Genomic DNA, 26,716 nt, shown 5'->3' on the forward strand with positions numbered 1-26,716 from the left:
CAGGAGCATTTAATCTCGATGATCGAGTTAACCAAAATCAATTAAAAAATCGAAGATGAAAACGAGTTTTCTTTCAACTATAAAATCAAACAAAAAATCAAAACCTTCAGCGGGATTGGCAAAGGCTGCTTTAGCGGCTTTTGCAATGGTCTGTGTGGTAAGTTGTAAAGTAGGAGAAGAGTATACACGCCCGGATTTTGGTGATGATATTTCTTCAGAATTTTATACGGGAGAAGAGAAAGGACAAAATATGGCGGTAGATTCAACAAATTCTGTTGAAGTGAATACTGATACCATCCCAATGTCTGAAATTCCGTGGAAAGATTATATTACCGATAAGACGTTACAAACCCTAATCGATACGGCTTTAGTAAACAATATCGATTTGCAAAAAGCCATGAAAAACATGGAAATAGGGATGGAAGAGCTTGCACAGTCTAAAGCAAATTTTTTTCCTTCTTTAAACGCGAGACCGGCAGAATATCGTAGAGAATATTATTCTGAAAATTATAATAACTATGGCTCTAATCGGGCCAGAAGAAACCATGGTGAAAATCCGCCGGAAAGTTTTTATACCGAGCGTTTAGAATATGCCTCTGCTTTACAGGCCAACTGGGAAATTGATGTTTGGGGGAAATTGCGTTGGCAAAAAGAAGCAGCCCGAGCGCAGTTTATGAAGAGCAAAGAGTTTAAAAAAGCAGTGCAAACTTCACTAATTTCAGAAGTTGCTGCAACCTATTTTAATCTGGTGAGGCTTAAATCGCAAATTGAAGTTGCCCAGAAAAACTATGCCTTAAGCGATAGTACCCTAAATATTGTACAATTGCAATACGATGCAGGAGAATCTACTTCGCTGGCCATTCAGCAAACAAAATCCCAAAAGTTAAAGGCTAAAACCTTGATCCCTCAGCTAGAGCGCCAATATGTGATTATGGAAAATAAGCTTAACCGCTTGTTGGGAAGATCGCCAAGACCAATACAAATTGAAATCGATTTTGAGGATATAGAATTTCAGGAGAGATACACCTCTGGGGTGCCTTTAGAATTAATTAAAAACCGTCCAGATGTTGCCATGTCTGAATATGAACTTATTACGGCCAATGCCGATGCCGGTGTTGCCAATGCACTACGATATCCTTCATTAAGCATTGGAGCTTCAGCGGGTTTAAATTCGTTTAAATTAGATGAATTTTTAGATCCGGTAAGTTCTGGGTTTGCTATTTTAAACGGAGCTATTTTTCAGCCCATATTTAACAATAGAAAACTAAAAACCAATTATAATGTCGCGTTATCTAAAAAAGAAATCGCGCAATTAGATTTTAAAGATGATCTTATTACAGCGATTGCAGATGTTTCTAATTCTCTGGCAAAAATGGAGAAATTAAAGGAAGAATATGCTATCGCACAAGAGCGTATAGAAGTGACCCAAAAGGGCTTAAAAGATGCTGGGATGCTTTTTAAAGGTGGTTATGCCAATTATCTGGAAGTAATTTCAGCACAAAGCGATGCTTTAGAAAGTGAACTTAATTTAATCAATATCAAAAACCAGTTATTAATCGCCAATGTAGAATTATACCGTAGTCTTGGCGGTGGCTGGCAATAAAATAACCATTCAAGAACTATTTACAAAACAGCCTATTCTTCAATAGGCTGTTTTCCGTTCATATATTCGCTAGGCGTCATTTTAAACTGTTTCTGGAAATTTCGGCCAAAGCTTGTTTGTGATTTATAACCTACAATTTCAGAAATTTCATAGATCTTATATTCCCCAGATTGTAATAATTCGGCAGCCTTTTTTAAACGGGCAATGTTAATCAGTTCATTAGGACTTAAATTCGAAAGGTCTTTTATCTTTCGGTATAAAGTAGAACGGCTCATATTCATAATATCAGCAAGGTTGTCTACACTCAGGTTTTGATCTGAGAGATTGTCGTAAATCAACTTTTCTAGTTTATTAATAAACTTCTCGTCGGTTTTAGTATGGGCAATACTCTTAATGTGCGAAAGTGGCGAGCTAGAGTAAAATTCCATAATATGCCTTCGGTTTTCAATAAGATTGCTCACCTGTACTTTTAAGTATTCTAAAGAGAAGGGTTTTTCGATATACGCATCGGCACCGGCTTCTAATCCCTGGATCTTCGATTGCATGGCATTTTTGGCGGTAAGCAGGATTACAGGAATGTGACTGGTTTCTAAATTGGTTTTTACGTATTCGCAAAATTCAAATCCATTCATTCCATTCATCATTACATCGCTGATAATTAAATAAATGTTCTCTTTTTTAAGAATCTGGATAGCCGTTTCAGCATTTGTAGATTTAAAAACGGGATACTCTTCTTTAAAATCTTCAGCAATAAATTTTAGCAGTTCCCTGTTGTCTTCTACGATTAATATTCCTGAATTTTCGGCAGGATCATTTATTATTTCTTCCTGCGGAATTTCCTCCTGCTGAGGTTCGATAATTTTAGGCTTCTTTTTATAAGAGCTAAATTCCATCTTCTGCCGAAGCGGTAAGGTTAAAATAAAGGTGTTTAAATGGTTGTCTTCATTGGCTAAAATGAGTTTTCCACTGTGTAATTCGGTTAAACTATAGGCCAGGCTTAAACCAATGCCGGTACCAGTTTGGTTAGAAACTTCATTAGTTCTAAAAAAAGGTTCGAAAATACGCTTTTTGAGGTGCTGCGGTATCAAACTTCCGTCGTTTTGAATTTTTAAAATAAATTCAGCATTGGTTACTTCCAGTTTTAAGATCACTTCATTTTTGGCATATTTTATCGCGTTGTTAAACAGGTTGCTCATAATTTTTTTGATGGCTTCTTCATCTACATAAGCCATCACATCTTCCTGCGGAAGCTTCATCCTAAAATCGACTGCTTTTTCCTGAATGAGTTCGCTAAACCTGGTATAGGTATTTCTAAGGGTTTCAGAAATATTAATTTCAACAAAGGTTAGTTTTATATTTTCAATCTCGGTCTTTCTAAAGTCTAATAGTTCATTTACCAGATTAATTAGCCTTTCGGTATTTTTTTCCATAATCGAAAGGCTTTTTTGCATTAGCGGCTGGTCTTTGGTTTGGCCAATGAGCTTTTCTAAAGGGGTTTTAATAAGGGTTAGCGGGGTACGTATTTCGTGAGCTACATTGGTGAAAAACTCGATTTTAGACTGGTAAATTTCTTTTTCTTTTTCATCCTGAAATGCTTTGATTTTTCTGTTGTTTTTGCGTTGTACCCGGTAATGATAGTATCTAAGGGAAAGCACAAACAATATGATAAACACGAGCATGTATAAGAAAATGGCCAGTTTGCTGAAGTAAAAGGGGGGGAGGACTTCAATTTCTAAAGCGGCAATTTCTTTATTTTCTACGCCGGTGCTGTTGGTGCTTTTTACCTGAAAGATATAATTGCCCGAAGGTAGCTCTGTAAAATTTACGCTATGCTTCGTTTTTAGCGGTATCCATTTGTCATTAAGACCAATAAGACGATAGGAATATTCAGTCATTTCTGGTGCAGTAAAGCTGAGTGATGCAAAATCCAGACTAAAAGTAGATTGATCTGATGTTAAGGTGATTTTTGAGGTTTCCGTGATCGATTTTTCTAGCGGAGAATTTTCAGCTCCTACTTTAATGGCTTCATTATTTATACTAATATTGGTGATATAAACAGGAGGATCGTAAGTGTTTTTGATAAATTCATCGGGATTAAAACTAACCAAACCCTTTACGCTCCCAAAGAACATGCGCCCTTCATCATTTTTATAAGCTGAGCTATAATTGAATTGGTCACTTAATAGTCCATTTGCTTTAGTATAGGTTTTAAAGCTTTCTTCAGTAGGGTCAAAATGAACAAGTCCGTTTGAAGTGCTAATCCATAAACTTGCATCATCATCTTCTAAAATAGAGTAGCTTACATTGCTGGGAAGCCCATCCCGGGTATTGTAATTTTTAAAATCATTAGAATTGGGTTGGTAAAGATTTAGTCCATTTTCTGAAGTGATCCAAATATTTCCTTTAGAATCCTGAAAAATGCCGTTGATCACATTACTGCTAATGCTGGTGGAATCTTGCGCATCGTATCTAAAATAACCTTTTTTGCGTGTTTTTGGATGGTAATAATAAAGACCATCCCAATATGTTGCCGCCCATAAAGTGCCGTCTTTATCTTCTAAGAAAACGGAGTAATGAAAGTCCTGTGGGAAACCTTGTAGAGGGATAAAATGATCTTTTTCACGATTGTAGGTATAGATACCCAGGGAAGTCATGATATAAACGCTGTCGTTTTTACCTTTATAAATATCCAGAATAAAGTTATTCCCAAGACTATAAGGATTATCCTCTACCTGTTCGTAATGTCTTATGATTTTATTCGTGTTGATGTCGAATACATCTAATCCATGCTCAAATGTACCCACCCAAAGTTCGTTCTCCAGTGGTAGTATTCCATGAATATTGTAATGGGCGATATTGGAGTTTTTAGGGGTAAAATTTTGAAATTGCCCTGTTTTAGCGTTTAATTTGTTTAACCCGGCATCTTCTGTTCCTATCCAGTAATCTCCGTTTTTATCCTGATGAATTTCTCTTACGGCATTTCCGTTTATACTATTTTCCCCTTCTTTTGGGAAATATTTTTTAAAAGGGGTGAATTCTTTTGGTAGATAATTAACGCCTCCAAAATAACTGCCTATCCACGTGCCGCCCTCTTTATCTGTAGTCATCGTATAAAGTGCATTATCGGTAAGTGAATAAGGATCGTTATAGTTTTTTTTGAAATTGGTGTAGTTCTTAGATTTCGTATCGTAGATGATAAGTCCACTTTCTGTAGCCAGCCAGATATTCCCGTTTGCTTTTTCTACGATATCCCTTACGTAGAGTTGTTCGCTGTAATTTTTGATTAGTGATTTTGTCGTCTTTTTTTGAATGTCATAAACAAATGCACCATGATGCCGGGTGCCAATAATCATTTGTGATTTACTTATACCTTTTAAAGCAGTGATAATTACAGGAAGATCTTCTGTGGAGTCAATAGCTAAATTTATTGGCTTGAAAGATCTGTTTTCCTCAGAGTATTGATAGACATTTTCACTTGAAGCGGCCCAGATGTTTTTATTGCTATCTTTTGATAGCAGAATTGCGTAAAAATCATCGTAGGATTTTAGATTAAGGCTGGATAATGTACCTTGTTTTTTGAAATATAAAGTACCACCTGCGATAAACCATAAATTATTGTTCTTATCTGCTTCAATATCCAATATGGGTTTAGTAATGGCAGGCGATAATGCACAAAAACTTTCTTTTTGATTATCGTAGCGAAAAAGACCATTATCGGTACCCACCCATAAATAGTTTCTGCCTTCGTAAAGAGATCTAATATAGTTACTACCAATACTTTTATCGTCTTTGTTATTTTGATGAAATAATTTAAAGTTGTAGCCATCAAAACGATTGAGTCCGTCTTTGGTGCCAAACCACAAAAAGCCTCTTTTATCCTGTATCATGGTGATCACCGAATTATGACTCAATCCATTTTCTACCTGATAGTGTTTAAAATAAAGTTCCTGCGCAGTGGCCAAATTGGTCAAAAAAAGACTGCAAATTATGCCGAATAAAATCTTCTTCATTAAAACCATTCAATTTTGAGGAAATTAAGAATTATCATTCAACTATTTGTCTCAAATAGCTTCATATCGTCTCAAATTCGATGTAATTCTGATGAAATCTTAAAGTTTGAACAATTTAGATGAAATAATGAAACGGAATAGCATATAAAATCTTTTAAAAAATAATCTACTTTGAATATCTCAAAAAATACATCTTTAATTTGTCAAATATTAAATATGAATAGGTGATAATTAAATAATGAATTGTTTTTATCCTTAAATTTAGATAAGCCAGGAATCGTGGGACTCAAGAAAAAAGCATCCAGACGGGAGACACCATTTTCTTTCCTTTAAATAGGATAAAATAATCATGGTTATGTTTTGCACCAGTTGGGACCAAGAGCCTATTAGTGGAAGCCCTTATTATTAACACCAATTGTAAAATTAGAATTATAATCTCCATGTTAACCTCAGGAAGCTTCCGGAACTAGTTTAATCGATTTGGACTTCCTTTTCTAAATATCCAAAATGATAAGAAGTTTAAAAATCATTGTTCTTATGTGTTTAATATTTGTTTGTGGACTAAGTTTCGCACAGCAAAAAACATTTACCAATCCACTTTTAACCTCTGGTGCCGATCCCTACAGCACTTACCATGAGGGTTACTATTATTACATCCATACACAACAAGACCGATTAGTGCTTTGGAAGACTAAAAATCTGGCCGATCTAAAAACGGCAGAAAAAACCACGATTTGGACACCTCCTGAAAATACCATGTATTCGAAAGAATTATGGGCGCCAGAAGTGCACATGATCGATGGTAACTGGTATGTGTATTTCGCAGCAGACGATGGTGATAACAATAACCATAGAATGTACGTGCTAGAAAATACTTCAGGAAACCCAATGAACGATCGTTGGAAATTTAAAGGGAAGTTGTCTACACCTTCCGATAAATGGGCAATTGATGGTAATGTATTTAAACACCAAGGGCAGTTATATATGACCTGGTCGGGTTGGGAAGGTGATGAAAATGGCCGTCAGGATTTGTTCATTGCAAAAATGAAAAATCCAACCACGATGGAAGGAAAAAGACAAAAGATCTCAACACCTACTTACGATTGGGAAACGCGCTGGGAAGGTGGCCCTGACGTATTGGTAAACGAAGGGCCTCAATATTTATCGAACGGAGAAGAAGTTTTTATTGTATTCTCCGGTAGTGGTTGTTGGACCGATTATTATACGCTGGGATTATTGCAGCTCACAGGAGAGGATCTTATGAACCCTGAAAATTGGCAAAAACATAACACACCCATTTTTGCCTGGTCTAAGGAAAATGGGGTTTATGCTCCCGGTCATAATTCCTTTTTTAAATCGCCAGACGGGAAAGAGGATTGGATCCTGTATCACGCCAATGATAATTCAGGAGATGGCTGTGGCGGAAAAAGATCTCCCAGAATGCAGAAAATCAGTTGGAATAAAGATGGAACGCCAAATTTAGGAACTCCGGTTTCAACGAAGACTATATTGGCAATTCCTTCCGAAGAAAAATAATTCAAAAGCACACAGCAACTAAAAAATATAGTAAATGAAAAAAATAATTTTATTAATCAGTTTTCTTATTGGTATCAACAGTTTTGCTCAACAGGAAGATATTGTATTAAAGAATAGGTGGTCACGGGAAAAAGCGTCCGAGTGGTATAAAAAGCATGATTGGATATCTGGGGCTAATTTTATTCCAAGTACCGCCATTAATCAGTTAGAGATGTGGCAGGCAGAAACCTTTGATCCTGAAACCATCGATAGGGAACTTGGATATGCTGAGGGCATTGGATTTAACACCATGCGCGTTTACCTACATAGCTTAGCGTATAAAGCCGATAAAGAGGGATTTAAAGATCGTGTAGATGAGTATCTGACTATTGCCGATAAGCATAACATCAAGACGATATTGGTGATTTTTGACGACGTTTGGGGAGCAGATCCAAAAATGGGCAAACAACCAGAACCCAAAACAGGAACACATAATTCAGGTTGGGTGCAGGATCCCGGTTATCCGGCTTCCAAAAATGCAGCTAATTTTGCCGAATTAGAAGGGTATGTAAAAGATATCATTAAAACCTTCGCAAACGATGATCGTATCTTGTTGTGGGATTTATATAACGAACCCGGAAATAGCGATAAAGGAAACGAATCTTTACCCCTGTTAAAAAAAGTATTTACATGGGCAAAAGAGATTAACCCTTCACAACCGGTATCTGCAGGATTATGGAGCTGGGGTTTAAAAGATTTAAATGCCTATCAGGCACTACATTCAGACATAATCACTTATCATGATTATGAAGCACCCGAATGGCACCGAAGGGTTATCGAACTTTTAAAATCGCATGGTCGCCCAATGATTTGCACCGAATATATGGCGAGAACCAGAAACAGCCGATTTTCGAATACGCTACCTATGCTGAAAAACGAAAATATTGGTGCGATTAACTGGGGACTGGTAAACGGCAAGACCAATACCATATTCGCCTGGGATACTCCAATAGAAAAAGGAGAGCCAATCGAATGGTTTCATGATGTGTTCAGAAAAGACGGTACCCCTTATCGCCAGGACGAAGTAGATCTGATTAAAAAATTGAATAAAGATTAGGTTTCATCGTCGGGACTTTTGTGAAAAACTAAATAGATTTAGCTGTTGTAGAATATTGTTTATAATTTTATAAAATAAATAGAAACTTTTATTTCAATAAAGCCCGATCCCGCCCCGATAGCATCGGGATTGTGATGGCACAAGAGCCTTTAGGCTCTTATCGAGTAAATATGATGTAATCATGAGAAATTTTAAAAATATATTTTTAGCGATCCTATTAATTTTACTGGTTTTGGCTTGTAAAGAAAAGAATACTGAAACCGAAAAGGATAATACCAAATTTAAAGATTATCGAGAGGCTTCTTACGGTCTAGAAAAGGAAAAATTCGATACGATCATTGATGGCAAAGAAGTAAAACTATACTGGATAAAAAATGCTGATATAGAAGTTGCTTTTACCAATTATGGAGGTAGGATCGTAGGTCTTTGGGTTCCAGATAAAAATGCGAAGATGACCGATGTCGTGGTAGGGATGAACAGTGTCTCTTGTTTTGCCAATGCCACCGAACCTTATTTTGGAGCAACCATAGGTCGTGTAGGAAATCGTATAGCCAAAGGTAAATTTACCTTAAACGATGAAGAATATACTATTCCAACCAATAATAACGGCAATACCCTGCATGGCGGCAACAAAGGATTTCAATATGTAGTTTGGGATGCCCGGCAGCCAGATGATAAAACCTTGATATTAACTTATACTTCTCCAGATATGGAAGAAGGTTTCCCCGGGAATTTAGAGGTAAAGGTTACTTATTCGGTTACAGACGCTCAAACTATAAAAATGGAGTATCAAGCAACTACAGATAAAGCAACACCGGTAAATTTGACCAACCATGCATTTTTTAATTTAAACGGTGAAGGTAGCGGTCGTATTTTAGATCATAAGGTACAGATTTTTGCCAAGCAGTTTACGCCGGTAGATGAGGGTTTGATCCCTACAGGAGAATTAAAGGATGTCAAAGGAACTCCGTTCGATTTTACACAATCGCATAGCATAGGCGAACGAATTGATACAGAAAACGATCAGCTTAAAAATGGGGGTGGTTACGATCATAATTTTGTACTGAATAAGCCTGCAAATTCGACGGGAAGTTCGAATGGAAATAATGATATGAAGCATGCTGCAACTTTTACCGGCGACCAATCGGGAATTGTGATGGACGTGTACACCCAAGAACCCGGAGTGCAGTTTTATAGTGGCAACTTTATGCAAAGTAAAAACACGTTTAAATCTGGCGCAAAAGACGCTTATAGAACAGCTTTTGCTTTAGAAACCCAGCATTTCCCAGATGCACCAAATCAGGAGAATTTCCCTTCGATTATTTTAGAGCCAGGCGACACCTATCACACCATATCCGAGTATCATTTTTCCACCACAAATAATTAAAAGAATCAAAATCCTAACGATGCCACAAAAACTTTTATTCGCTTTTACCTTCTTGGTTAGTGGTTTTTTAACCGCTCAGCAACGACAAGCACCAGCCTATCCCTTAATTGCGCACGATCCTAATTTTAGCATCTGGTCTTTTGGCGATAAAATTAATGAATCGACAACCGTTCACTGGACGGGCAGCGAGCAGAGCCTGGTTGGACTTATAAAAGTAGATGGTACAACCTACCGTTTTCTAGGCAGCGAGACCAGAAACTATGAAGAGGTGTTACCTGCGGCGAACAATACATTCTATACTGTAAAGATCACCGAATCTAATCCCGGATCTGGGTGGGAAAAACCAGATTTTAACGATAAAAATTGGAATTCTAAAAAAGCCCCTTTTGGTGATAATGGTAAATATGAAACAAAATGGACAAGTGACGATCTCTGGTACCGTAGAGCATTCGATCTAAAATCGACCAAATTCGATGAATTATACCTAAAACTTCATCACGACGATAATGTCGTAGTGTATTTAAACGGGGAACAGATCTTTAAAAAAGAAGGGTGGAATCACGAATTTGACTATATAAAAATCGACAAAGCTGTTCAGCAAAAATTGAAGAAAAAGGGCAATGTTTTGGCTATTCATATAAAAAATACTGCCGGCGGGCGCTTCCTTGATGCCGGCTTGGTTGAAGTTAAGGGTACTAAAGCTAAGGTTTTAGTTGCAGAACAAACAGGATTGGATCTTAGAGCTACCCAAACCGAATATATGCTTAAAGCCGGTGGTGTAGCTATAAATCTTACTTTTACTTCGCCTTTATTAATGGACGATTTAGATCTTATGGCGCGTCCGGTTTCGTATATTTCAGTAAAAACCAGGCCTAATGATGGAAAACCCCATAAAGTCCAGGTGTATCTGGGAGCAGCTTCAGCAATTGCTGTAAACGAATCCAGCCAGGAAGTAATTTCAGAAAAAGGAAGTACCAAAAGTTTAGATTTCTTAAAAGCCGGGACGGTAGCGCAGCCAATATTAGAGAAAAAAGGCGATAATTTAAGGATCGACTGGGGCTACATGTATTTCGCAGTGCCAAAATCTGCAAACGCCAGTCAGTCGGTTACCGCAGCTTCAGAGGTTACCGCAAGCTTTGCTTCAGGAAAACGTATAAAATCAAAATCACAAGGCACTAATTTAATGCTGAATACTGTTTTTGCTGAAGAGACGATTTCCGAAGAAAAAGAATACATGCTCATGTTAGGTTACGATGATATTTATTCAATTAATTACTTCGGAAAAAAACTACGCCCCTGGTGGAATATCGATGGAAAGAATACGATTGAAGCCGAATTGGAAAAAGCCTATACCCAATACGATGACATTTTAGACGATTGCAAAGAGTTTAATAAAGCCCTTTATGAAGATGGTGTAGAAGCAGGGGGCGAAAAATATGCTGAAGTTTTAGAGATCGCCTATCGCCAGGCCATTGCCGCACATAAATTAACCAAAAGCCCTGATGGGGAGATTCTTTTCCTTTCTAAAGAAAACTTTAGTAATGGCTCCATAAACACGGTAGATGTGACCTATCCATCGGCGCCGCTATTTTTAATTTACAATCCAGAGCTATTAAAAGGAATGCTTAATGGGATTTTCTATTATTCCGAAAGCGGAAAGTGGAAAAAACCGTTCCCGGCGCACGATTTAGGAACGTATCCAATTGCCACCGGGCAAACGTATGGCGAAGATATGCCCGTAGAAGAATCTGGGAATATGGTGGTGTTAACCGCAGCAATCGTTATGGCTGAAGGCAATGCCGATTATGCGAAAAAACATTGGGAAAGCCTAACCGAGTGGACAGCGTATTTAACCGAAGCCGGTTTAGATCCGGCCAACCAATTGTCTACCGATGATTTTTCCGGTCACCTGGCACGTAATGCCAATCTTGCGGTAAAAGCAATTATGGGAGTAGGCAGTTACGCTTATATGGCCGATAAATTAGGGAAGAAAGAGGTCGCCAAAGAATATACCGCCAAAGCCCGAGATATGGCCAAAGCGTGGATGCAACTTGCAGATGCAGGGGATCACTATGCCTTAACCTATGATGATAAAAGTACGTGGAGCCAAAAGTATAACCTGATTTGGGATAAGGTCATGGATCTGGAAATTTTCCCACAGAAAGTTTTTGATACTGAACTGGCTTATTATAAAAAGAAACAAAACAAATACGGACTTCCTTTAGACAACCGAGCAGATTATACAAAATCAGATTGGGTGTACTGGACGGCAAGTTTGGGAGACGATGCAACTTTTAAATATTTTGGAGATCCAATTTATAAGTTCGCTGTAGAAACTAAAAACCGGGTACCTATGAGTGACTGGCATTATACCAGTAGCGGGGACCAGAGAGGTTTCCAGGCACGTAGTGTAGTGGGCGGTTATTATATCAAACTATTAAAAGATAAATGGGAATAGGCTATTGTATGCTATTGATGATACATTAGTAAACTTAGTTTTTTTGTTGATGCTTGTACCTGGTTGGTTTTGGATATTATTAGAGCCCAGGTGCAGTATTTTTAGTAGAAAATGGCATCAAATTAATTTTTGATGCCATTTTATTTGATAATCGAGATGAAATATCTCATGGGTAAGCCCTGAGATCATTTACTTAGATTTTTTATTCCGATTTTAAACAATATCAACAAGTTTTTCGAATACGCGTGCTACCATTTCAGCGCCGGGATCTGGAATTCCTTCAAGACTGGATTCAGATAAATAAGAACTACGCCCTGCACTGGTATTAGTGATATTGGCGGTTTCATCGGCTCCTTTTCTGGCAGCTTCCGCGGCCTCTTTAACCGATTTTCCATCGCTTAAGGCTTCAAAAGCAGGTTGCATAGCATCGATCATGGTACGATCGCCCTGTTCGGCACCACCATAAGATTTCATCTTTTCTAATCCGCTTAATAAAGCCTTTCCGATATTTTCATCATCTTCAAGGCTGCTTCCGGCCTTGGTAAATAGCATTGATAATAATACACCACTAGAACCACCGGTTTCTCTCGCTAAAACACGGCCAATGGTGGTAAATAATTTGTGTAGCGAAGCATAAGGCAATTCCGAAGAAATCTTTTTAAACTTTTTACCCGCAGCAGCAAAAGTAGATCCTGCATCGCCATCACCAACTTTCTCGTCAAGATCGTTCATTTCCTTTTCCATCTCGATAAGGTAATCAGCGATGCTCTCTACAATTTTTTGATGTTTTTTATTTTCAGAAGGTTCAAATTGCATGGTTTTTGGCAATTCGGGACTTTTAGTACTGCTTGGTTTGGCATAAGCTCTAATTCGCCATTCTGGAGTATCGGTTTTTTCTAAAAGCGCTTTTTCGATTTCTTCATCTAATTTGAGTAACGTTATAGAGAAACCGTTCATATTTAAAGAAGTGGTCATTGCCGTTGGACCAACCATATATTTTACTTTGCCGGAAATATCGGTTTTATCAAAGCTGTGTACCAGTAAATTCATTTCGAGGGGGGTAACACTTCCCAGATTATTAAAAAGCAATACATAATCTTTTTTTTCATCGGGAAGATATTCTTCTAGTTTATCAACGGCCTTTTTTACCAGCGCATCGGCTTCGTCCATTTTTATCACATCTACTCCCGGTTCCCCATGAATCCCCAAACCTAATTCGGCTTCAGATTTATCCAATCTTGATTCTTCAGGATTGTTGAATTTTTGACCTTCAGAAAGTGAAAGTCCGATAGAGATTGCGCTTTTAGCCACTTTTTTTGCTGCTTTGGTTACTTCCTCTAAAGATTTTCCTTCTTCGGCCAGTTGTCCTGCAACTTTATGAACCAGTAAGGTGCCGGCAAGACCGCGTTGTTGCGTATCTTCTCCTAGCGCAATATCATCGCCAACAATTACGGTTTCTACTTTATGACCCAGTGCTCTGGCCTGTTCAGCCGCGAGGCCAAAGTTTAATCGGTCTCCGGTATAATTTTTTATCACCAGCAAACATCCCTTTTCCCCACTAACGGCAAGTATAGCAGCCAAAACAGCATCTACAGATGGGGAAGCGAAAATATCTCCACAAACCGCGGCAGTAAGCATTCCTTTAGCCACAAAACCGGCATGCATGGGCTCGTGACCAGAACCCCCGCCAGAAATAATGGCCACTTTAGATTTGTCGATCTCTTTTCTGGTCACCACCCTAACTTCAGGAAAAGTATCTAGTTTGGTAAGTTTAGGATCGGTAAGTAATCCTTCTATAGATTCGTTTACTACATTATCGGGTTTATTGATAAAAAATTTCATAGTTAGGTTTTCTTTTAAAGATAAAAAAATTAAAAGCCTTTACATAGCAATGTTTACGAGGCTTAAGGAATTTATCAAAACTTTAAGGGGTTTTGGGAAGTGAGGCCTCAAATTATTATTCCTTTCGATTTATTGCAATAGCATTGCATAAGAATGTCGTTATATTTGTAAAGTGAAAATTATAGCAATCATATTATCTGTACTTTTTTTATCATTAAGCGTTATGCCTTGCGCCGATGCGGCTACCGATTTTGAGGATGGTGATCTTATTGTACAGCAACATAATGATCATAATGCTTCAGCAGATTTATGTTCTCCTTTTTGCCAATGCCAGTGCTGCCATAATCATATTATGGTGTATAGTAATCCGGTTTTAGAGCAGTCGGTTTCCATCGCTATAAACGCCGTTTTTATTTATCTGGATAAGGAAACTTCGCAGTTTACCACCAAATATATCCCGCCTCCACAAGCTTAATTCAGATTTATGGATTTTTAGATCCATTTTTAAAGAATGCTAACTTAAATTTTAATAAATGACTCATGGGCTTGCCCTGAGTTAGTTTGCTATTTTGATTATCCGTGATTTGTAATAGTTCGTTTTTTTCGTCATTCCGTTCCGATAGCTATCGGAATTGATCCGGAATCTCAAACTGTATTAAAAATCAAGCTATTGTGATGAGACCCTGAATCAAGCCCGCCTGCCGGAGGGGCAGGTTCAGGGTGACAAACTTCATTATGATCTATTGCGGATATTCAATTGCTATTTCTAAATTTAAAAATATATCATCTGATGATTAATAAAATCATTGACTTTTCTGTCAATAATAAATTTATCGTCGGGCTGCTAACACTGGTTCTTATTGCCGGCGGTTTGTGGAGCATGCAGGAAGTTCCTGTAGATGCGCAACCCGATATTACCAATAATCAAATACAGGTCATTACCCAGGCACCGAGTTTAGGGGTAGAAGATATCGAAGAGTTTGTGACGTATCCTGTAGAAGTCGCCATGGGAAACCTCCCTGAAGTAAAAGAAATCCGCTCGGTGTCCAGATTCGGACTTTCAGTGGTTACCATTGTTTTTAATGATGATGCCGGTACTTATTTACCGCGGCAGCTCGTCGCAGAGCAACTTTCTAAAGTAAAAAAAGAAATACCGGAAGGATTTGGAGAGCCATTTATGGGACCCATTTCTACTGGTTTGGGCGAAATTTATCAATACACTCTGGAAGTCGATCCCCGGTTTAAAGATCAATATTCGGTTACCCGTTTACGCAGCATCCAGGATTGGATTGTAAAACGCCAGTTTGCCATGGTTCCCGGAGTTGTAGAGGTGAATAGTATTGGTGGTAAAATAAAGCAATATGAAGTGGCTATAGATCCCGATCATTTGCGATCGATGGATGTTACCATTGCTGAAGTTTTTAATGCGCTACAATCTAATAATCAAAACACTGGAGGTGCCTATATCGAAAAAAATCACCGTGCCAATTTTATTAGAGGTGAAGGCCTGGTGACCTCGATAAGCGATATCGAGAATATTGTGATTAAAAATGAGAAATTCCCAATAACCGTTGGCGATGTGGCCAGGGTGCAAATGGGAAATGCCATTAGGTATGGAGCGCTTACAAAAAACGGAAATGGTGAAGCTGTGGGCGGAAGTATTTTGATGCTAAAAGGAGCAAACTCTAATGTAGTGGTCAAAAATGTAAAAGACCGTATTGCACAAATCGAAAAATCCCTTCCAGAAGGGGTTCATATTAAACCCTTTTTAGATCGTAGTGAATTAATAGCGAATACCACCGCTACCGTAAAAAATAATTTACTGGAAGGTGGACTTATCGTGATCTTTATTTTGGTGGTTTTACTGGGGAATTTTAGAGGGGGGCTTATCGTAGCTTCTACCATTCCGCTTTCCTTGTTTTTTGCATTTATCCTGATGAATATTTTTGATGTTTGGGCCAATTTAATGAGCCTGGGAGCTATTGATTTTGGGATTATTGTAGATGGCGCGGTTATCATCGTAGAGAGTACCGTTTTTATCTTTAGCCAAAAATCTTTAAAACAAAAACTCGATCAAAATCAGAAAAATAAACTGGTGAGCAAATCCTCCAAAAAAATGATGAATTCTGCCTTTTTTGGTCAGGCCATCATTTTAATTGTTTTTCTACCCATTTTGGCTTTAGAAGGGGTGGAAGGGAAAATGTTTAAACCAATGGCACTTACCTTCATCTTTGCCATGCTTGGGGCCATGATCCTTTGTCTTACCTATGTGCCGATGATTTCGGCATTGTTCCTTAAAAATAGAAAGTCCGATAAAAAAGGATGGGGAGATCGATTCATAGTATGGCTTCAGGAAAAATACGAGCCTTTACTTCAAAAAGCATTAAAAGGATCGAAAGTGATCGTAGCTTGCGCAATATTATTACTGGTTTTTGCAGGCTATCTTTTTAGCCGAATGGGCGGGGAGTTTATTCCGCAGTTAGATGAAGGCGATCTTGCATTTCACGTGATCTTAAAACCGGGAAGTTCGCTTAATGAAGGGATTGCCACTTCCACAAAAATCGAAAATTTACTGCTAGATAATTTTCCTGAAGTAAAGCAGGTCGTGACGCGATTTGGAGTTTCTGAAGTCCCAACCGATCCCATGCCCATGGATATAGGCGATAGTTTTGTGATTTTAAAATCGAAATCTGAATGGACCTCGGCAGATAGTAAAGATGAGCTTATTGAAAAAATGAAGCATACGATAAGTGAAATTCCCGGGGTAAGCTACGAATTTACCCAGCCTGTAGAAATGCGTTTTAATGAGTTGCTTACCGGAATTAGAGAAGATATTGCCGTAAAACTGTACGGTGAAGATCTGGACGTTCTCGCCGCAAAAGCACAGGAAATGGGGAGTGTAATTGCCGGCGTAGATGGCGTTGCCGATATGAAAGTAGAGGCCACTGCCGGATTACCACAAATTACTATAGCGTATGATCGTGCCCAAATGGCTCGCTATGGAATAAATATCGAAAAGGTAAATGAAATGGTAAAAACGGCTTTTGCCGGGGCTAAAGCCGGAGTTGTTTTTGAGGGCGAACGAAAATTTGATCTGGTGCTCCGTTTGGAGGAAGAAAACCGTAAGGATTTATCAGATATTGAAGCATTGTATATCAACTTACCAGATGGTAGCAGTGTTCCTTTACAGGAACTGGCCAGTATTAGCTATAAGCCGGGACCAATGCAAATTAGCCGGGATAACACCAATCGCAGAACCTATGTTGGGATTAATATCAGAGACCGGGATGTAAAATCTGTAGTTCATGATATTCAGCAAGAGTTAGATGCTAATTTCGATCTTCCGCCGGGATATTTTATAAGGTACGGTGGTGCTTTCGAGAATTTAGAGCGGGCAAGCCAGCGATTGCAAATTGTAGTTCCTATTGCGTTATTGCTTATTTTTATTCTTATCTACTTTGCTTTAAAGTCCTTTAGGCAAACTTTAATGATTTATATGGCGATACCGCTGGCGGCCATTGGCGGGATCATCTCTCTTTGGCTACGTGGGATGCCATTTAGCATATCGGCCGGGGTTGGTTTTATAGTGCTTTTTGGTGTCGCTGTTTTAAACGGACTCGTTTTAATTGGTAGTTTAAATGAATTAAAAGAAGAAGGAGAAAACAATAATTTAAAGGAACGAATTTTACAGGGAACAAAACGAAGAATTCGGCCAATTTTACTGACTGCCCTTACCGATGTTCTTGGTTTTTTACCCATGGCTTTTTCAAGCTCGGCAGGAGCCGAAGTGCAACGCCCATTAGCAACGGTAGTGATTGGCGGTTTATTGACCTCGACCTTATTAACGCTATTTGTCTTACCTATTTTGTATAAGTGGGTGGAAGAGGGTGTTTTTAATTTCAGCATAAAAAAGGATAAAGTCGCTACAGCAGGATTGCTTTTGGCGATTTTACTGCCTAATTTTTCTAATGCCCAGCAAAATACAAATGAAATATTTCCTGAAATAAACATGCATGAAGCGGTAGAACTAGGACTTCAAAATTATCCTTTATTAAAAAACAAACACTTACAAATAGACAAGCAACAGGCTTTAAAAAAGAATGCCTGGGATTTTGGTAAAACAAGCATTTTTACCGGTGGTGAAGAGCTTAAAGACGGTAACGGGATTTACACCAGGATAGGCGTTAGTCAGCAAAATATTGATGTTTTCGGAATTTCTTCAGCTTTAAAACTTCAAAAAGAAAAATTGAAATTAGCTGAAAATGAACTGAATTTATCCAAAATTGAAGTGGCCAGACAAATCCGGAAATTATGGGCCAAAACCTATGCGGCAAAGCGAAAATTTCAGTTATATAAAGAGCTAGACTCGATGTACGGGAAATTTAATGAAGCGGTAGCCTTACGTTACGAAGTGGAAGCCATCTCCAGATTAGAGCAATTAAATGCCCAAAATAAGGTAAATCAGATTCGGGTGAAAACGCAACAGGCTAAAACAGCTTATGTGAATGCTTTAAGCGAGCTGAATTTATGGCTGGGAGCTGAGGTTCTTAAAACGGTACCTTCAGCGATACAGCTATTGCCTCTTCAGTATTCCGAAGAAAATAGCACTGAAAATCATCCAATTTTAAGTACGGCAAATCAGGCAACAGAAGTAGCTTCGGCAAACCTGCAAAAACAAAAAGCCGCATTTTTACCAAAGTTGAATTTACAGTATGCCAAGCAGGAAGTGCAGGGAACAGATGGTTTTTATAGCTATCAGGCAGGGATTTCTATTCCGTTTTTAAGTGGTAAAAGCTATGGAGATGCCAGGGCTGCAAAGATTGAAACCGAGATTGTAAATAGAGAGGCTAATTTTAAAAATCAGCAATTTTTAGTACAGCAGCAACAAGCGCAGCAAAATTATGAAAGCTGGAAAGTGAATTGGCAGTATTATCAGGATGGTGCTTTAAATGTGGCCAAAGAACAGCGAAAAGGAGCGTTACTGGCCTATAACGAAGGCGCTTTGGATTACGTGGCTTTTATTCAGAACCTGGAAGAGGCTTTAAAAACCGAGCTGGATGCGATTGAAGCTGTGAAAGCCTATTTACTGGCTTATGCTGAAATGAAATTTTACCTGGGAAATGATATTTAAAAATCTGAAATTATAAAATACAATGAAATTATATACAATTTTAAGTGTGCTGCTTTTTGGTGTTTTAGCGGCCTGCGGAAATAAGGAATCTAAAGAGCATGTTGAAAATGGAGATCAAACTGAAATTAACGCGGAATCTGAAGGAAATCAACACGCTTTAAAAAGCGTTGAAATGAGTACCTCTCAATTTGATGCTTTAGACATTAAATTAGGTACTGTGAAGATGCGGAATATGGCGGGTATGATTACGGCTAATGGGCAATTAGAGGTGCCGCCACAAAATGAAGCATCAGTTACTACGGTGTACGGCGCAACTATTAAAAGTATCAATGTGATTGAGGGGCATCAGGTGAAACAGGGACAGGTACTCGCGTATATTTCGCATCCTGATATTGTGGCCATCCAAACACAATTTTTAAATACGTTTAATCAATTTCAGCTTAAAGAAAAAGAATTCAAGCGCCAGAAAAAGCTTTATGATGCCGGTGTGGCTTCAGGAGAAAGTTTTCAGGTTACGACAACCGAATTTCAGAATGCAAAAGAGGCCATGAACGGATTAAAAGCGCAGTTACATTTACTTAATATTAATCCAGATCGGGTATCGCAGGGGAAATTAGCAGAAAAGGTTCCGGTTTTGAGTCCGATTAGTGGTGCGGTAGAAAAGGTAAATGTGAAGATTGGGCAGTATGTCTCTGCCCAAACCGAACTTTTTGAAATATTAAATACCCAAGATGTTCATGCCGATCTAATGGTTTTTGAAAAAGATATTGAAAATGTTGAAATTGGACAATCGGTGCGGCTCGCTTTAAAGTCGCGGCCAGACTTAGAAATGATGGCGAAGATTATCTCAGTAGGGCAGGTGTTTGAAGAAAACCCGAAAGCAGTGCATATTCATGCCGAAATTGAAGACAAACCCAACAACTTAATCCCGGGGATGTACCTTACCGGAAAGATTATTAATGAATATCATCCTACAGAAGCTATCCCAACCGAAGCTGTTTTTACCGAAAATAACCGGGATTTTATTTTTAAGGCAGAAGAAAATAATGGTAAATGGCGTTTTACTCCTGTAGAAGTTAAAACGGGGATAGAGGATAACAACTGGATAACTATTACCTTTATGGAACCTAAGGATAAAAGAGCAAAATTTGCCTTAAATAATGCGTATTATCTACAGGCTGAAATGAATAAAGGGGAAGGTGGCCATTCACATTAATTATGCTATGGAAGAAATTGAAACTATTTTAAAAGCCAGGGGAATTCGCCCTACCGCGGTGCGCCTTTTGGTTTATAAATTTATGGCTAAAGAATCTTTGGCGATGAGTTTAAATGATATCGAAGCCGCTTTTGGCCAAACAGAAAGAACGACCCTTTTTAGAAGTTTAAAATTATTTGAAGAAAAAGGCCTGGTGCATAAAATTGAAGATGGTAGCGGTATTGCCAAATTTGCTTTAGAAACTGCCGGGGAAAATGGAGTGAGCGATAAATTGCATTTGCATTTTCACTGCTCTAAATGTGGGGAAACCCAATGCTTAACAGATCAAACAATTCCAAATATCAGCCTTCCCAAAGGTTTTAAAGCTACCGATGCTAATCTTGTAGTTAAAGGCTTATGTGATAAATGTTCTTTTTAAAATTTACTTTTTTTGATAAGCTTTTCGTTTTAACCAGATACTTAGCGCCACAAAAATTATAAAAAGTAAAATTTTACCTGTGAGCACTCCTAAGCCAAAACTTGTAGCGTTTTTAATTACTTCAATGATTACTGCTATACAACTTATAAGAAGGTAAAGACTTACGAGTGCACAAATCCAGAAGGCTGTTTTTTTTATCATAAAAAGTAAATAGCCAAGGGTTATAAGCTTATAACTCTTGGCCATAAATTTATTTAGTTACTGTTGTAGTTGTTGGGCTATATATTCCAAAAGTTAATGTTGAAACTAGTCCGTTAATGAAACTCATTTCGGTATGCACCGTGTAATTTTCAGCGTCTCCGGCCATTTCTTTGTCATTAGAGACACCTACTGGGGCTAAACCGCCAATAAGGTAATGATTCCATTGAGTAACTTTTTGATTCCCTTGTGCCCCTTTTCCTACTACGGTTGTATAGGAATAACAAGAGGTGAATAAAATGGAAGCACAAAAAATGATACTGCAAAGTTTTATTGCTCTTTTCATAAATATTAAGATTGATTATTGTACAAATATATAATTAACATGATTTTGAAAAAGCTTTAAGTTTATTTTTTTTATTATCCATAATGAGTAATAATTTGTTGTTTTCGTTATTTCTTCCAATAGCTATCGGAATTGATTTGGGACCTTATAATACATTAAAAAAACAAAATCTTGAGGATGACAATACCATATTATGATTCATTCCGGACATTAATTTTTTTAATCTACTTATTTAAATTTGATGCTATTGTTCTTACCCAAAAAAATCCTCTGTAAAGAGGATTTTTTTGGGTAAGAACAAATGTTTTTATGGCGCCGCAAAGGGTTTAATACCCTGTCCCGTTAGCTATTGGGATGCCTCGAATTGAAATTTTGTCTCTATCGAATGCCTCGCGGGCTTGCCCCGAGATAGTTTACTTAGAATATTGTTTATCTAAAAACAAAAATCGTTTGTCGTCTTCTGCACTCTCTGCTTTAGATTCAGTATCAAGGATCATTACAGGAGGTGTTTCATCGTTAGCCTCAGCTTTTGTCCATTCCGGTAAATTTTCGTCATTAGGATTTCCGGTTTTAACGAAATTCGCTAAATATTCCTGAATAGTTTCTGAAACCTTATAATCTTCATCGGTCCAGGCGTAATCTTCTATTCGGTCTAAATTCCCCATAAAATATTCGATTTCCGCAGCATGAGGAGCGCCAATTGCTTTTGGAGCTTCAGGAGTACTTTTATCTTTTTCCTGAGTCCCGCCGGCAAGACCGGGTTGTTTGGACTGATCGTTTAACTGAGGTCTTATTTTGCTATATAAATAACGATAAACAGGGGCATCTGAATTTTTTCGATGAAGGTCGAACCATTTCCAGGTACTATAAACGATAAAACGATCTGAAGCTAGTTTGGTGGCTGAATAGTTTACCTCTTCTTCAGTATTATTTGGATAAAGATCTAATACTTCTTTATAATCTTCAGGATAAATTTCTTTTACTTTTTTTGTGAAATTTTCTGGGGTATTTTCTAAGCCTTGCATGAAGGCCATCCCGGGAATTTCAGCAGAATTCCAGCCTAAAAGTAATGGAACCTGTGCCTGTTCTTTAGCTTCGAATATTTCAGGGAGAGGTTTTGGTAAAAAGTAATTATCGATTACGGCTGGAAAACCAAATCTTCCGGAGTTTTGATAAAGCATAAAAATAGAATCGGTACTCATTGCTCTTAGATCGGCCAGAGATTTCGCACCTACTTTTTCCGCAAAATCAAGTCCGGTTTTTTCAGCTTCCTCTAAAGCAACCGGTGCAAGCGTAGGGTGTATCGCGGCACCACTTTCCCCAATCGCCCCATGAATAAGGTCTTTAGAGAGTGGCGAAGCCATCTGAGCGCTGACAGAAATAGAGCCGGCAGATTCTCCTGCAATGGTTACTTTGTTAGGGTCACCACCAAAAGCAGCAATATTATCCTGCACCCATTCCAATGATTTTTGCTGATCTAATAATCCGTAATTCCCTGAAGCATTATAGGAAGCTTCTTTACTAAGTTCAGGATGGGCCATAAAACCAAAAATGTTTAATCTATAGTTTACGGTCACGACAACGATGCCTTTTTTAGCCATAGTTTCGCCATCGTAACGAGGTTCTGAAGCATCACCGGCAACAAATCCGCCGCCATAGAAATAAACCAGAACGGGAAGTTTTTGTTCAGCGGCCTCTTTGGGTGTCCATACGTTTAGGTATAAACAATCTTCGCTCATTCCGTTGGAACGGGATTTCATATCCCCAAAAACATTCGCTTGTACCGGTTTATTCTTAAATTCTGTAGTTTTTAAGGTGTCGTTCCAGCTTTTTGTATCCTGCGGGGCTTTCCAGCGTAAATCGCCTACTGGCGGTTGGGCAAAAGGAATTCCAAAATATTTTCTAACCGAATTGTCTTCATTTAGGAAACCTTCAACTTTTCCGGTTTTTGTAGAAACGATTAGGTTATTCTCTTCGGTTTCCTGATTTTCACTGGTATTTTTGCAGGAAGCTAAAAGGCCCAATCCTGCAAATAAGAGTATGATTTTTTTCATGATAGGTGGTATTTTCAATAAATATACAATCATTGCTTAAAAAGTAATCATAAAAAAAGCCGGAATTTCCGGCTTGTTCTATATTTTAAGTTGTGATTGTAAAATCGAACCCAGATTCAAGACTAATTGAATCTGTAAATCGAAATTGTAAGTTTTAAATCACAATTTTCTTTTCTCCCTTAATTTCATGATAATTTTGACTAATATCGTTTTGATTTTTTCTGGTTTTAAGGAGTTTATAGCCCAGGTATCCTAATCCTGCTGCAGCGCCAATTCCCAAGCCTACGATACCGCTTTTTGCAACTACTTTTTTCCCTGCTTTTGCGGCAAGATATCCTGCTGCCCATTTTCCGGTTTTCTTCAATTGATTTTTCATAGAATTTATAGTTTTTATTTGAGTTTTAAGATTTTCCTGTTGGTTTGATAAGAAGTTCGTTCACATTTACACTGTCCGGTTGTGAGAGTGCATAAAGAACCGCATCGGCAATATTCTTGGCTTCTAATTTTGGTTCAGAAGGATTATTATAATCTTTATCGTTTAATAATTCTTCATCTGTAATATTATTTCTTAGGCTGGTATCTACAGTACCGGGTTCGATACAGGTAACTCTGATATTATAATCTGGGGATAACTCCATTCGCATTGCTTTGGATAAAGTGATAATGGCAGATTTGGAGGCGCCATAAATAGCCCCGCCTTTATAAACTTCTTTACCATCTACTGAAGAGATGTTGATAATGTGACCTCCTTCATTTTTTTTCATATAAGGTAAAGCGCCATGTATGCAACGCAGCGTTCCTTTTACATTTACCTCGATGGTTTGCAGCCATTCATCCAGATGTCGATTTTTTAAATAGGTTAATGGCATCACCCCGGCAGAATTTACCAGAATATCTATAGTTTTAAATTTTGCAATAGCTTTTTTAAAACCTTTGGCCACACTCTCGGTCTGGCTTACATCCATTTCGATAACTATACTTTCGGAGACTAAATTTTGCTGAATTTCTTTCAGTTTCTGTATGTTCCTGCTGGCTAAAACTATTTTACAGCCTTCTTCAGATAATTTAATCGCAATAGCTCTACCTATGCCACTGCTTGCTCCTGTAATTAAAGCGACTTTGTCTTTTACTATCATATAATCTACCAAATCATTTAAATCGATTTAAACTTCCTTTATCTGGTATGAATGACGCAATTTTTTTATCTAATCACAGGTAAAACACTCTTAATATTTTAATAAAACTAAGTTAAAGATTGTGTGATGTTTATTTTTAATAAACTGATATTTAATCGATTATGTGTATTTGTTGATTTGTGTGGGGTGTTTTAAAAAACTATAATTAGCATATTTGCGTAAATATTGAGAGCACAAAACACTCAATTAATTATGAAAAAGTTTATTAAACCAATTTTTATGTTAGCAGCAGGGGCTATGATTATTTCCTGTAGTGATGATGATAATATAGGTGAGAATCCTGTGGAAACATCGGGAACAGCACATCTTTATGCCACAAGTCATAATGGAACGGTGACCCGCTACGATATAAATAGTTCTAAAAAGATGACTTATAAAACCTCTTCAGAAGATGCTGAAGGTATTTATTATGATGGTGGTGACGATTCTTTTACTATCGCTTCCCGTTCTTCGACGAGTTTAGAAAGTTATTTAGGAATCGACGGATTAGAAACCGGTCTCGATGTGAATATTGATATTGATCTTTCGAGTTCTTCAGATTTACAAAGTCCGCGAGATATTGCCGTAAATGGTAATATCTATGTTGTAGCCGATAATGCAGATGTGGATGGTGACGATACTACCGCCGATGGGAGATTTTTTATATATACCAAGACTTCTTTTGGTTTTCAATTAAGAAACGTGGTAACGGTAGATTTTAAAGTTTGGGGAATCGAATTTGTAGGGAACGATTTGTATGCGGTGGTAGATACCACCAATAAGCTGGCGGTTTTCTCCAATTTTTCTTCAGCGTATATGACAGATACGGAAGCTTCAGCAACTAAAACAATAGAAGTTGAAGGTATCGTAAGAACACATGGTTTGGATTATGATGAGGGAACCATGGTAATGACTGATATTGGTGATGCTGCCTCAGATTCAGATGGAGCATTTCACGTTATTACCAATTTCGATAATAAATTTAATGCAACGATGGATGGTGGTATGATTGCTATCGATGATCAAATGCGGATAAGTGGTGGAAATACCAAGTTAGGAAATCCTGTAAATGTAGCTTATGATGCGAACTATAATGCTGTATTTATTGCTGAAGTAGCTAATGGAGGAGGGAGAGTTTTAGCCTTTACAGAAGCGAGATCTTCTAGCGGAAATAAATCACCAAAGATGAATAAAAGTTTAGCTGGAGCTTCGGCAGTTTATTTTTATACCGAATAAATAGTACTTTTTTGTCCCTATTGATGAGACTGTCTTTAAATAAACTTTATGGACAGTCTCATTTTATATTTTACGGTTATATGTTCAGACTTTCCGGTTTTTTATCCTCGTCGATGGCAACAAAAGTAAATTCTCCTTTTACGGCTTGTTCACGATGATTAGAGTACATTTCTTCAATATAAATTTCTACACTCACTTTTAAGCTGGAATTCCCCACTTTGGTTACTTTACCAATTAACTCTACAAATGTTCCGGCAGGGATTGGCTTTTTAAAATCTATACGATCACTGCTAACGGTTACCATGCGTTGCCTACTAAATCTCGTTGCGGTGATAAAAGCCACCTCATCCATCATTTGCATGGCGGTACCACCAAAAAGGGTGTCGTAATGATTAGTGGTATTTGGGAAAACGGCTTTAAAAAGACTGGTGGTAGATTGTGCAATTCGCTCTTCAATATTCATAAATTTCTTTTTCCAGTGCTAGAAAATGGGTGACTTGCTGTTCGATATTTTTGATGGGGTAAATATCAATTTTACATAGATATTCCTCTCCGTTTTTACGATAATTGGCCAGGATCTCAGAGAAATTATTTTCTGAAGTTACCAGATTTTGTATCTTTTTTCTAGTGATGGCAGATGTATTTTTGCCCTGTAGGAAATTTGGTTTCTTCCCTTTGGCAAAATTAGCCGGATATCCGGTCATATTACTAAAACCTTTATTTGTCCAAACTATGGTCTGGTCACTTTCTGTAAGTACAAGGGCTTCATAATCTTTCTCCAGCATAAAATTTAAGGAGGTATTCCAGTTAAATTTTTTAGCAAAAAGCTGTAGTGATTTCATTTCAGTTTTGCGTCTTGCCTGTTCTTTTATTTTATCTGAATAATCAGCGAAAATATCCATGCTACTTAAAGGATGCAATTGCTGTACCTGCAGATTCCTTAAGAGCTCTGAAGATTTATTCAAAAAAAGGTCTAGTGAAGACAGGTTGTAATCTTTTTCTGGAGCCAT

At 37.8% G+C, this 26,716-nt stretch carries 18 protein-coding genes; 10 read left to right on the top strand and 8 right to left on the bottom strand.

Annotated features, from left to right (window positions below):
• Positions 1–55: 55 nt before the first annotated feature.
• The gene (locus L1967_RS14310; RefSeq protein WP_249602187.1) at positions 56–1,603 is read left to right on the top strand and encodes a TolC family protein; all 1,548 of its coding nucleotides are present in this window, start codon (positions 56–58) and stop codon (positions 1,601–1,603) included.
• 32 nt (positions 1,604–1,635) lie between these two features.
• Here the strand turns inward: L1967_RS14310 and L1967_RS14315 are convergent, their stop codons facing one another.
• On the bottom strand, positions 1,636–5,613 hold the full coding sequence (locus tag L1967_RS14315; RefSeq protein ID WP_249602188.1) for a hybrid sensor histidine kinase/response regulator transcription factor: 3,978 nt from the start codon (positions 5,611–5,613) through the stop codon (positions 1,636–1,638).
• Positions 5,614–6,150: 537 nt separating this feature from the next.
• Between L1967_RS14315 and L1967_RS14320 the strand changes: the two genes are divergently transcribed.
• The 4 genes from L1967_RS14320 (at position 6,151) to L1967_RS14335 (ending at position 12,090) form a co-directional block, all read left to right on the top strand.
• Positions 6,151–7,149: a glycoside hydrolase family 43 protein gene (locus L1967_RS14320; protein ID WP_249602189.1), complete on the top strand. Its 999-nt coding sequence runs from the start codon at positions 6,151–6,153 to the stop codon at positions 7,147–7,149.
• A gap of 34 nt (positions 7,150–7,183) precedes the next feature.
• Positions 7,184–8,245, top strand: a complete 1,062-nt coding sequence (locus tag L1967_RS14325; RefSeq protein ID WP_249602190.1) for a cellulase family glycosylhydrolase — start codon at positions 7,184–7,186, stop codon at positions 8,243–8,245.
• A gap of 181 nt (positions 8,246–8,426) precedes the next feature.
• The gene (locus tag L1967_RS14330; protein WP_249602191.1) at positions 8,427–9,632 is read left to right on the top strand and encodes an aldose epimerase family protein; all 1,206 of its coding nucleotides are present in this window, start codon (positions 8,427–8,429) and stop codon (positions 9,630–9,632) included.
• A 19-nt stretch (positions 9,633–9,651) separates the two neighbouring features.
• Positions 9,652–12,090: a glutaminase family protein gene (locus L1967_RS14335; protein ID WP_249602192.1), complete on the top strand. Its 2,439-nt coding sequence runs from the start codon at positions 9,652–9,654 to the stop codon at positions 12,088–12,090.
• 213 nt (positions 12,091–12,303) lie between these two features.
• Here L1967_RS14335 and L1967_RS14340 read toward each other — a convergent pair whose 3' ends face one another.
• The gene (locus L1967_RS14340) at positions 12,304–13,932 is read right to left on the bottom strand and encodes a dihydroxyacetone kinase subunit DhaK (RefSeq protein WP_249602193.1); all 1,629 of its coding nucleotides are present in this window, start codon (positions 13,930–13,932) and stop codon (positions 12,304–12,306) included.
• Between the two features lie 172 nt (positions 13,933–14,104).
• Here L1967_RS14340 and L1967_RS14345 point away from each other — a divergent pair, with 172 nt between their 5' ends.
• The 4 genes from L1967_RS14345 to L1967_RS14360 all read left to right on the top strand — a co-directional run bounded on the left by L1967_RS14345 (position 14,105) and on the right by L1967_RS14360 (position 20,697).
• Positions 14,105–14,407, top strand: a complete 303-nt coding sequence (locus L1967_RS14345; protein WP_249602194.1) for a DUF6660 family protein — start codon at positions 14,105–14,107, stop codon at positions 14,405–14,407.
• Between the two features lie 315 nt (positions 14,408–14,722).
• A complete protein-coding gene (locus tag L1967_RS14350) occupies positions 14,723–19,063 on the top strand; it encodes a CusA/CzcA family heavy metal efflux RND transporter (RefSeq protein ID WP_249602195.1) in 4,341 nt (1,446 codons plus the stop codon).
• A 22-nt stretch (positions 19,064–19,085) separates the two neighbouring features.
• Positions 19,086–20,279 (top strand): efflux RND transporter periplasmic adaptor subunit, encoded by a 1,194-nt coding sequence (locus L1967_RS14355; protein WP_249602196.1) that lies wholly within the window; start codon positions 19,086–19,088, stop codon positions 20,277–20,279.
• 7 nt (positions 20,280–20,286) lie between these two features.
• On the top strand, positions 20,287–20,697 hold the full coding sequence (locus L1967_RS14360) for a Fur family transcriptional regulator (RefSeq protein WP_249602222.1): 411 nt from the start codon (positions 20,287–20,289) through the stop codon (positions 20,695–20,697).
• Between the two features lie 250 nt (positions 20,698–20,947).
• Here L1967_RS14360 and L1967_RS14365 read toward each other — a convergent pair whose 3' ends face one another.
• The 4 genes from L1967_RS14365 to L1967_RS14380 form a co-directional block, all read right to left on the bottom strand.
• A complete protein-coding gene (locus tag L1967_RS14365; RefSeq protein WP_249602197.1) occupies positions 20,948–21,241 on the bottom strand; it encodes a Bor family protein in 294 nt (97 codons plus the stop codon).
• Between the two features lie 413 nt (positions 21,242–21,654).
• A complete protein-coding gene (locus L1967_RS14370) occupies positions 21,655–23,295 on the bottom strand; it encodes a carboxylesterase/lipase family protein (protein WP_249602198.1) in 1,641 nt (546 codons plus the stop codon).
• A 154-nt stretch (positions 23,296–23,449) separates the two neighbouring features.
• Positions 23,450–23,671, bottom strand: a complete 222-nt coding sequence (locus tag L1967_RS14375) for a hypothetical protein (RefSeq protein ID WP_249602199.1) — start codon at positions 23,669–23,671, stop codon at positions 23,450–23,452.
• Between the two features lie 25 nt (positions 23,672–23,696).
• Positions 23,697–24,431 carry an SDR family oxidoreductase gene (locus tag L1967_RS14380; RefSeq protein WP_249602200.1) on the bottom strand — a complete coding sequence of 245 codons (735 nt, stop codon included), beginning with the start codon at positions 24,429–24,431 and terminating at the stop codon, positions 23,697–23,699.
• Between the two features lie 252 nt (positions 24,432–24,683).
• On the opposite strand from L1967_RS14380, the gene L1967_RS14385 reads away from it, so the two are divergent.
• Entirely contained in the window at positions 24,684–25,706 is a 1,023-nt protein-coding gene (locus L1967_RS14385; protein WP_249602201.1) for a hypothetical protein, read from the top strand.
• A 76-nt stretch (positions 25,707–25,782) separates the two neighbouring features.
• Here the strand turns inward: L1967_RS14385 and L1967_RS14390 are convergent, their stop codons facing one another.
• Entirely contained in the window at positions 25,783–26,169 is a 387-nt protein-coding gene (locus L1967_RS14390; RefSeq protein ID WP_249602202.1) for an acyl-CoA thioesterase, read from the bottom strand.
• Entirely contained in the window at positions 26,159–26,716 is a 558-nt protein-coding gene (locus L1967_RS14395; RefSeq protein WP_249602203.1) for a PAS domain-containing protein, read from the bottom strand. The genes L1967_RS14390 and L1967_RS14395 overlap by 11 nt, the downstream gene beginning before the upstream one ends.

The sequence above is a fragment of the Zunongwangia pacifica genome (assembly GCF_023499215.1).
Classification (GTDB): domain Bacteria; phylum Bacteroidota; class Bacteroidia; order Flavobacteriales; family Flavobacteriaceae; genus Zunongwangia; species Zunongwangia pacifica.

What these genes read in the sequence shown, in the direction of transcription:
- L1967_RS14325 (WP_249602190.1), top strand. Translation starts at nt 7,184, where the DNA reads ATGAAAAAAATAATTTTATTAATCAGTTTTCTTATTGGTATCAACAGT.
- L1967_RS14370 (WP_249602198.1), bottom strand. Translation starts at nt 23,295, where the DNA reads ATGAAAAAAATCATACTCTTATTTGCAGGATTGGGCCTTTTAGCTTCC.
- L1967_RS14350 (WP_249602195.1), top strand. Translation starts at nt 14,723, where the DNA reads ATGATTAATAAAATCATTGACTTTTCTGTCAATAATAAATTTATCGTC.
- L1967_RS14390 (WP_249602202.1), bottom strand. Translation starts at nt 26,169, where the DNA reads ATGAATATTGAAGAGCGAATTGCACAATCTACCACCAGTCTTTTTAAA.
- L1967_RS14355 (WP_249602196.1), top strand. Translation starts at nt 19,086, where the DNA reads ATGAAATTATATACAATTTTAAGTGTGCTGCTTTTTGGTGTTTTAGCG.
- L1967_RS14315 (WP_249602188.1), bottom strand. Translation starts at nt 5,613, where the DNA reads ATGAAGAAGATTTTATTCGGCATAATTTGCAGTCTTTTTTTGACCAAT.
- L1967_RS14360 (WP_249602222.1), top strand. Translation starts at nt 20,287, where the DNA reads ATGGAAGAAATTGAAACTATTTTAAAAGCCAGGGGAATTCGCCCTACC.
- L1967_RS14310 (WP_249602187.1), top strand. Translation starts at nt 56, where the DNA reads ATGAAAACGAGTTTTCTTTCAACTATAAAATCAAACAAAAAATCAAAA.
- L1967_RS14330 (WP_249602191.1), top strand. Translation starts at nt 8,427, where the DNA reads ATGAGAAATTTTAAAAATATATTTTTAGCGATCCTATTAATTTTACTG.
- L1967_RS14365 (WP_249602197.1), bottom strand. Translation starts at nt 21,241, where the DNA reads ATGAAAAGAGCAATAAAACTTTGCAGTATCATTTTTTGTGCTTCCATT.
- L1967_RS14335 (WP_249602192.1), top strand. Translation starts at nt 9,652, where the DNA reads ATGCCACAAAAACTTTTATTCGCTTTTACCTTCTTGGTTAGTGGTTTT.
- L1967_RS14395 (WP_249602203.1), bottom strand. Translation starts at nt 26,716, where the DNA reads ATGGCTCCAGAAAAAGATTACAACCTGTCTTCACTAGACCTTTTTTTG.
- L1967_RS14340 (WP_249602193.1), bottom strand. Translation starts at nt 13,932, where the DNA reads ATGAAATTTTTTATCAATAAACCCGATAATGTAGTAAACGAATCTATA.
- L1967_RS14380 (WP_249602200.1), bottom strand. Translation starts at nt 24,431, where the DNA reads ATGATAGTAAAAGACAAAGTCGCTTTAATTACAGGAGCAAGCAGTGGC.
- L1967_RS14385 (WP_249602201.1), top strand. Translation starts at nt 24,684, where the DNA reads ATGAAAAAGTTTATTAAACCAATTTTTATGTTAGCAGCAGGGGCTATG.
- L1967_RS14320 (WP_249602189.1), top strand. Translation starts at nt 6,151, where the DNA reads ATGTGTTTAATATTTGTTTGTGGACTAAGTTTCGCACAGCAAAAAACA.
- L1967_RS14375 (WP_249602199.1), bottom strand. Translation starts at nt 23,671, where the DNA reads ATGAAAAATCAATTGAAGAAAACCGGAAAATGGGCAGCAGGATATCTT.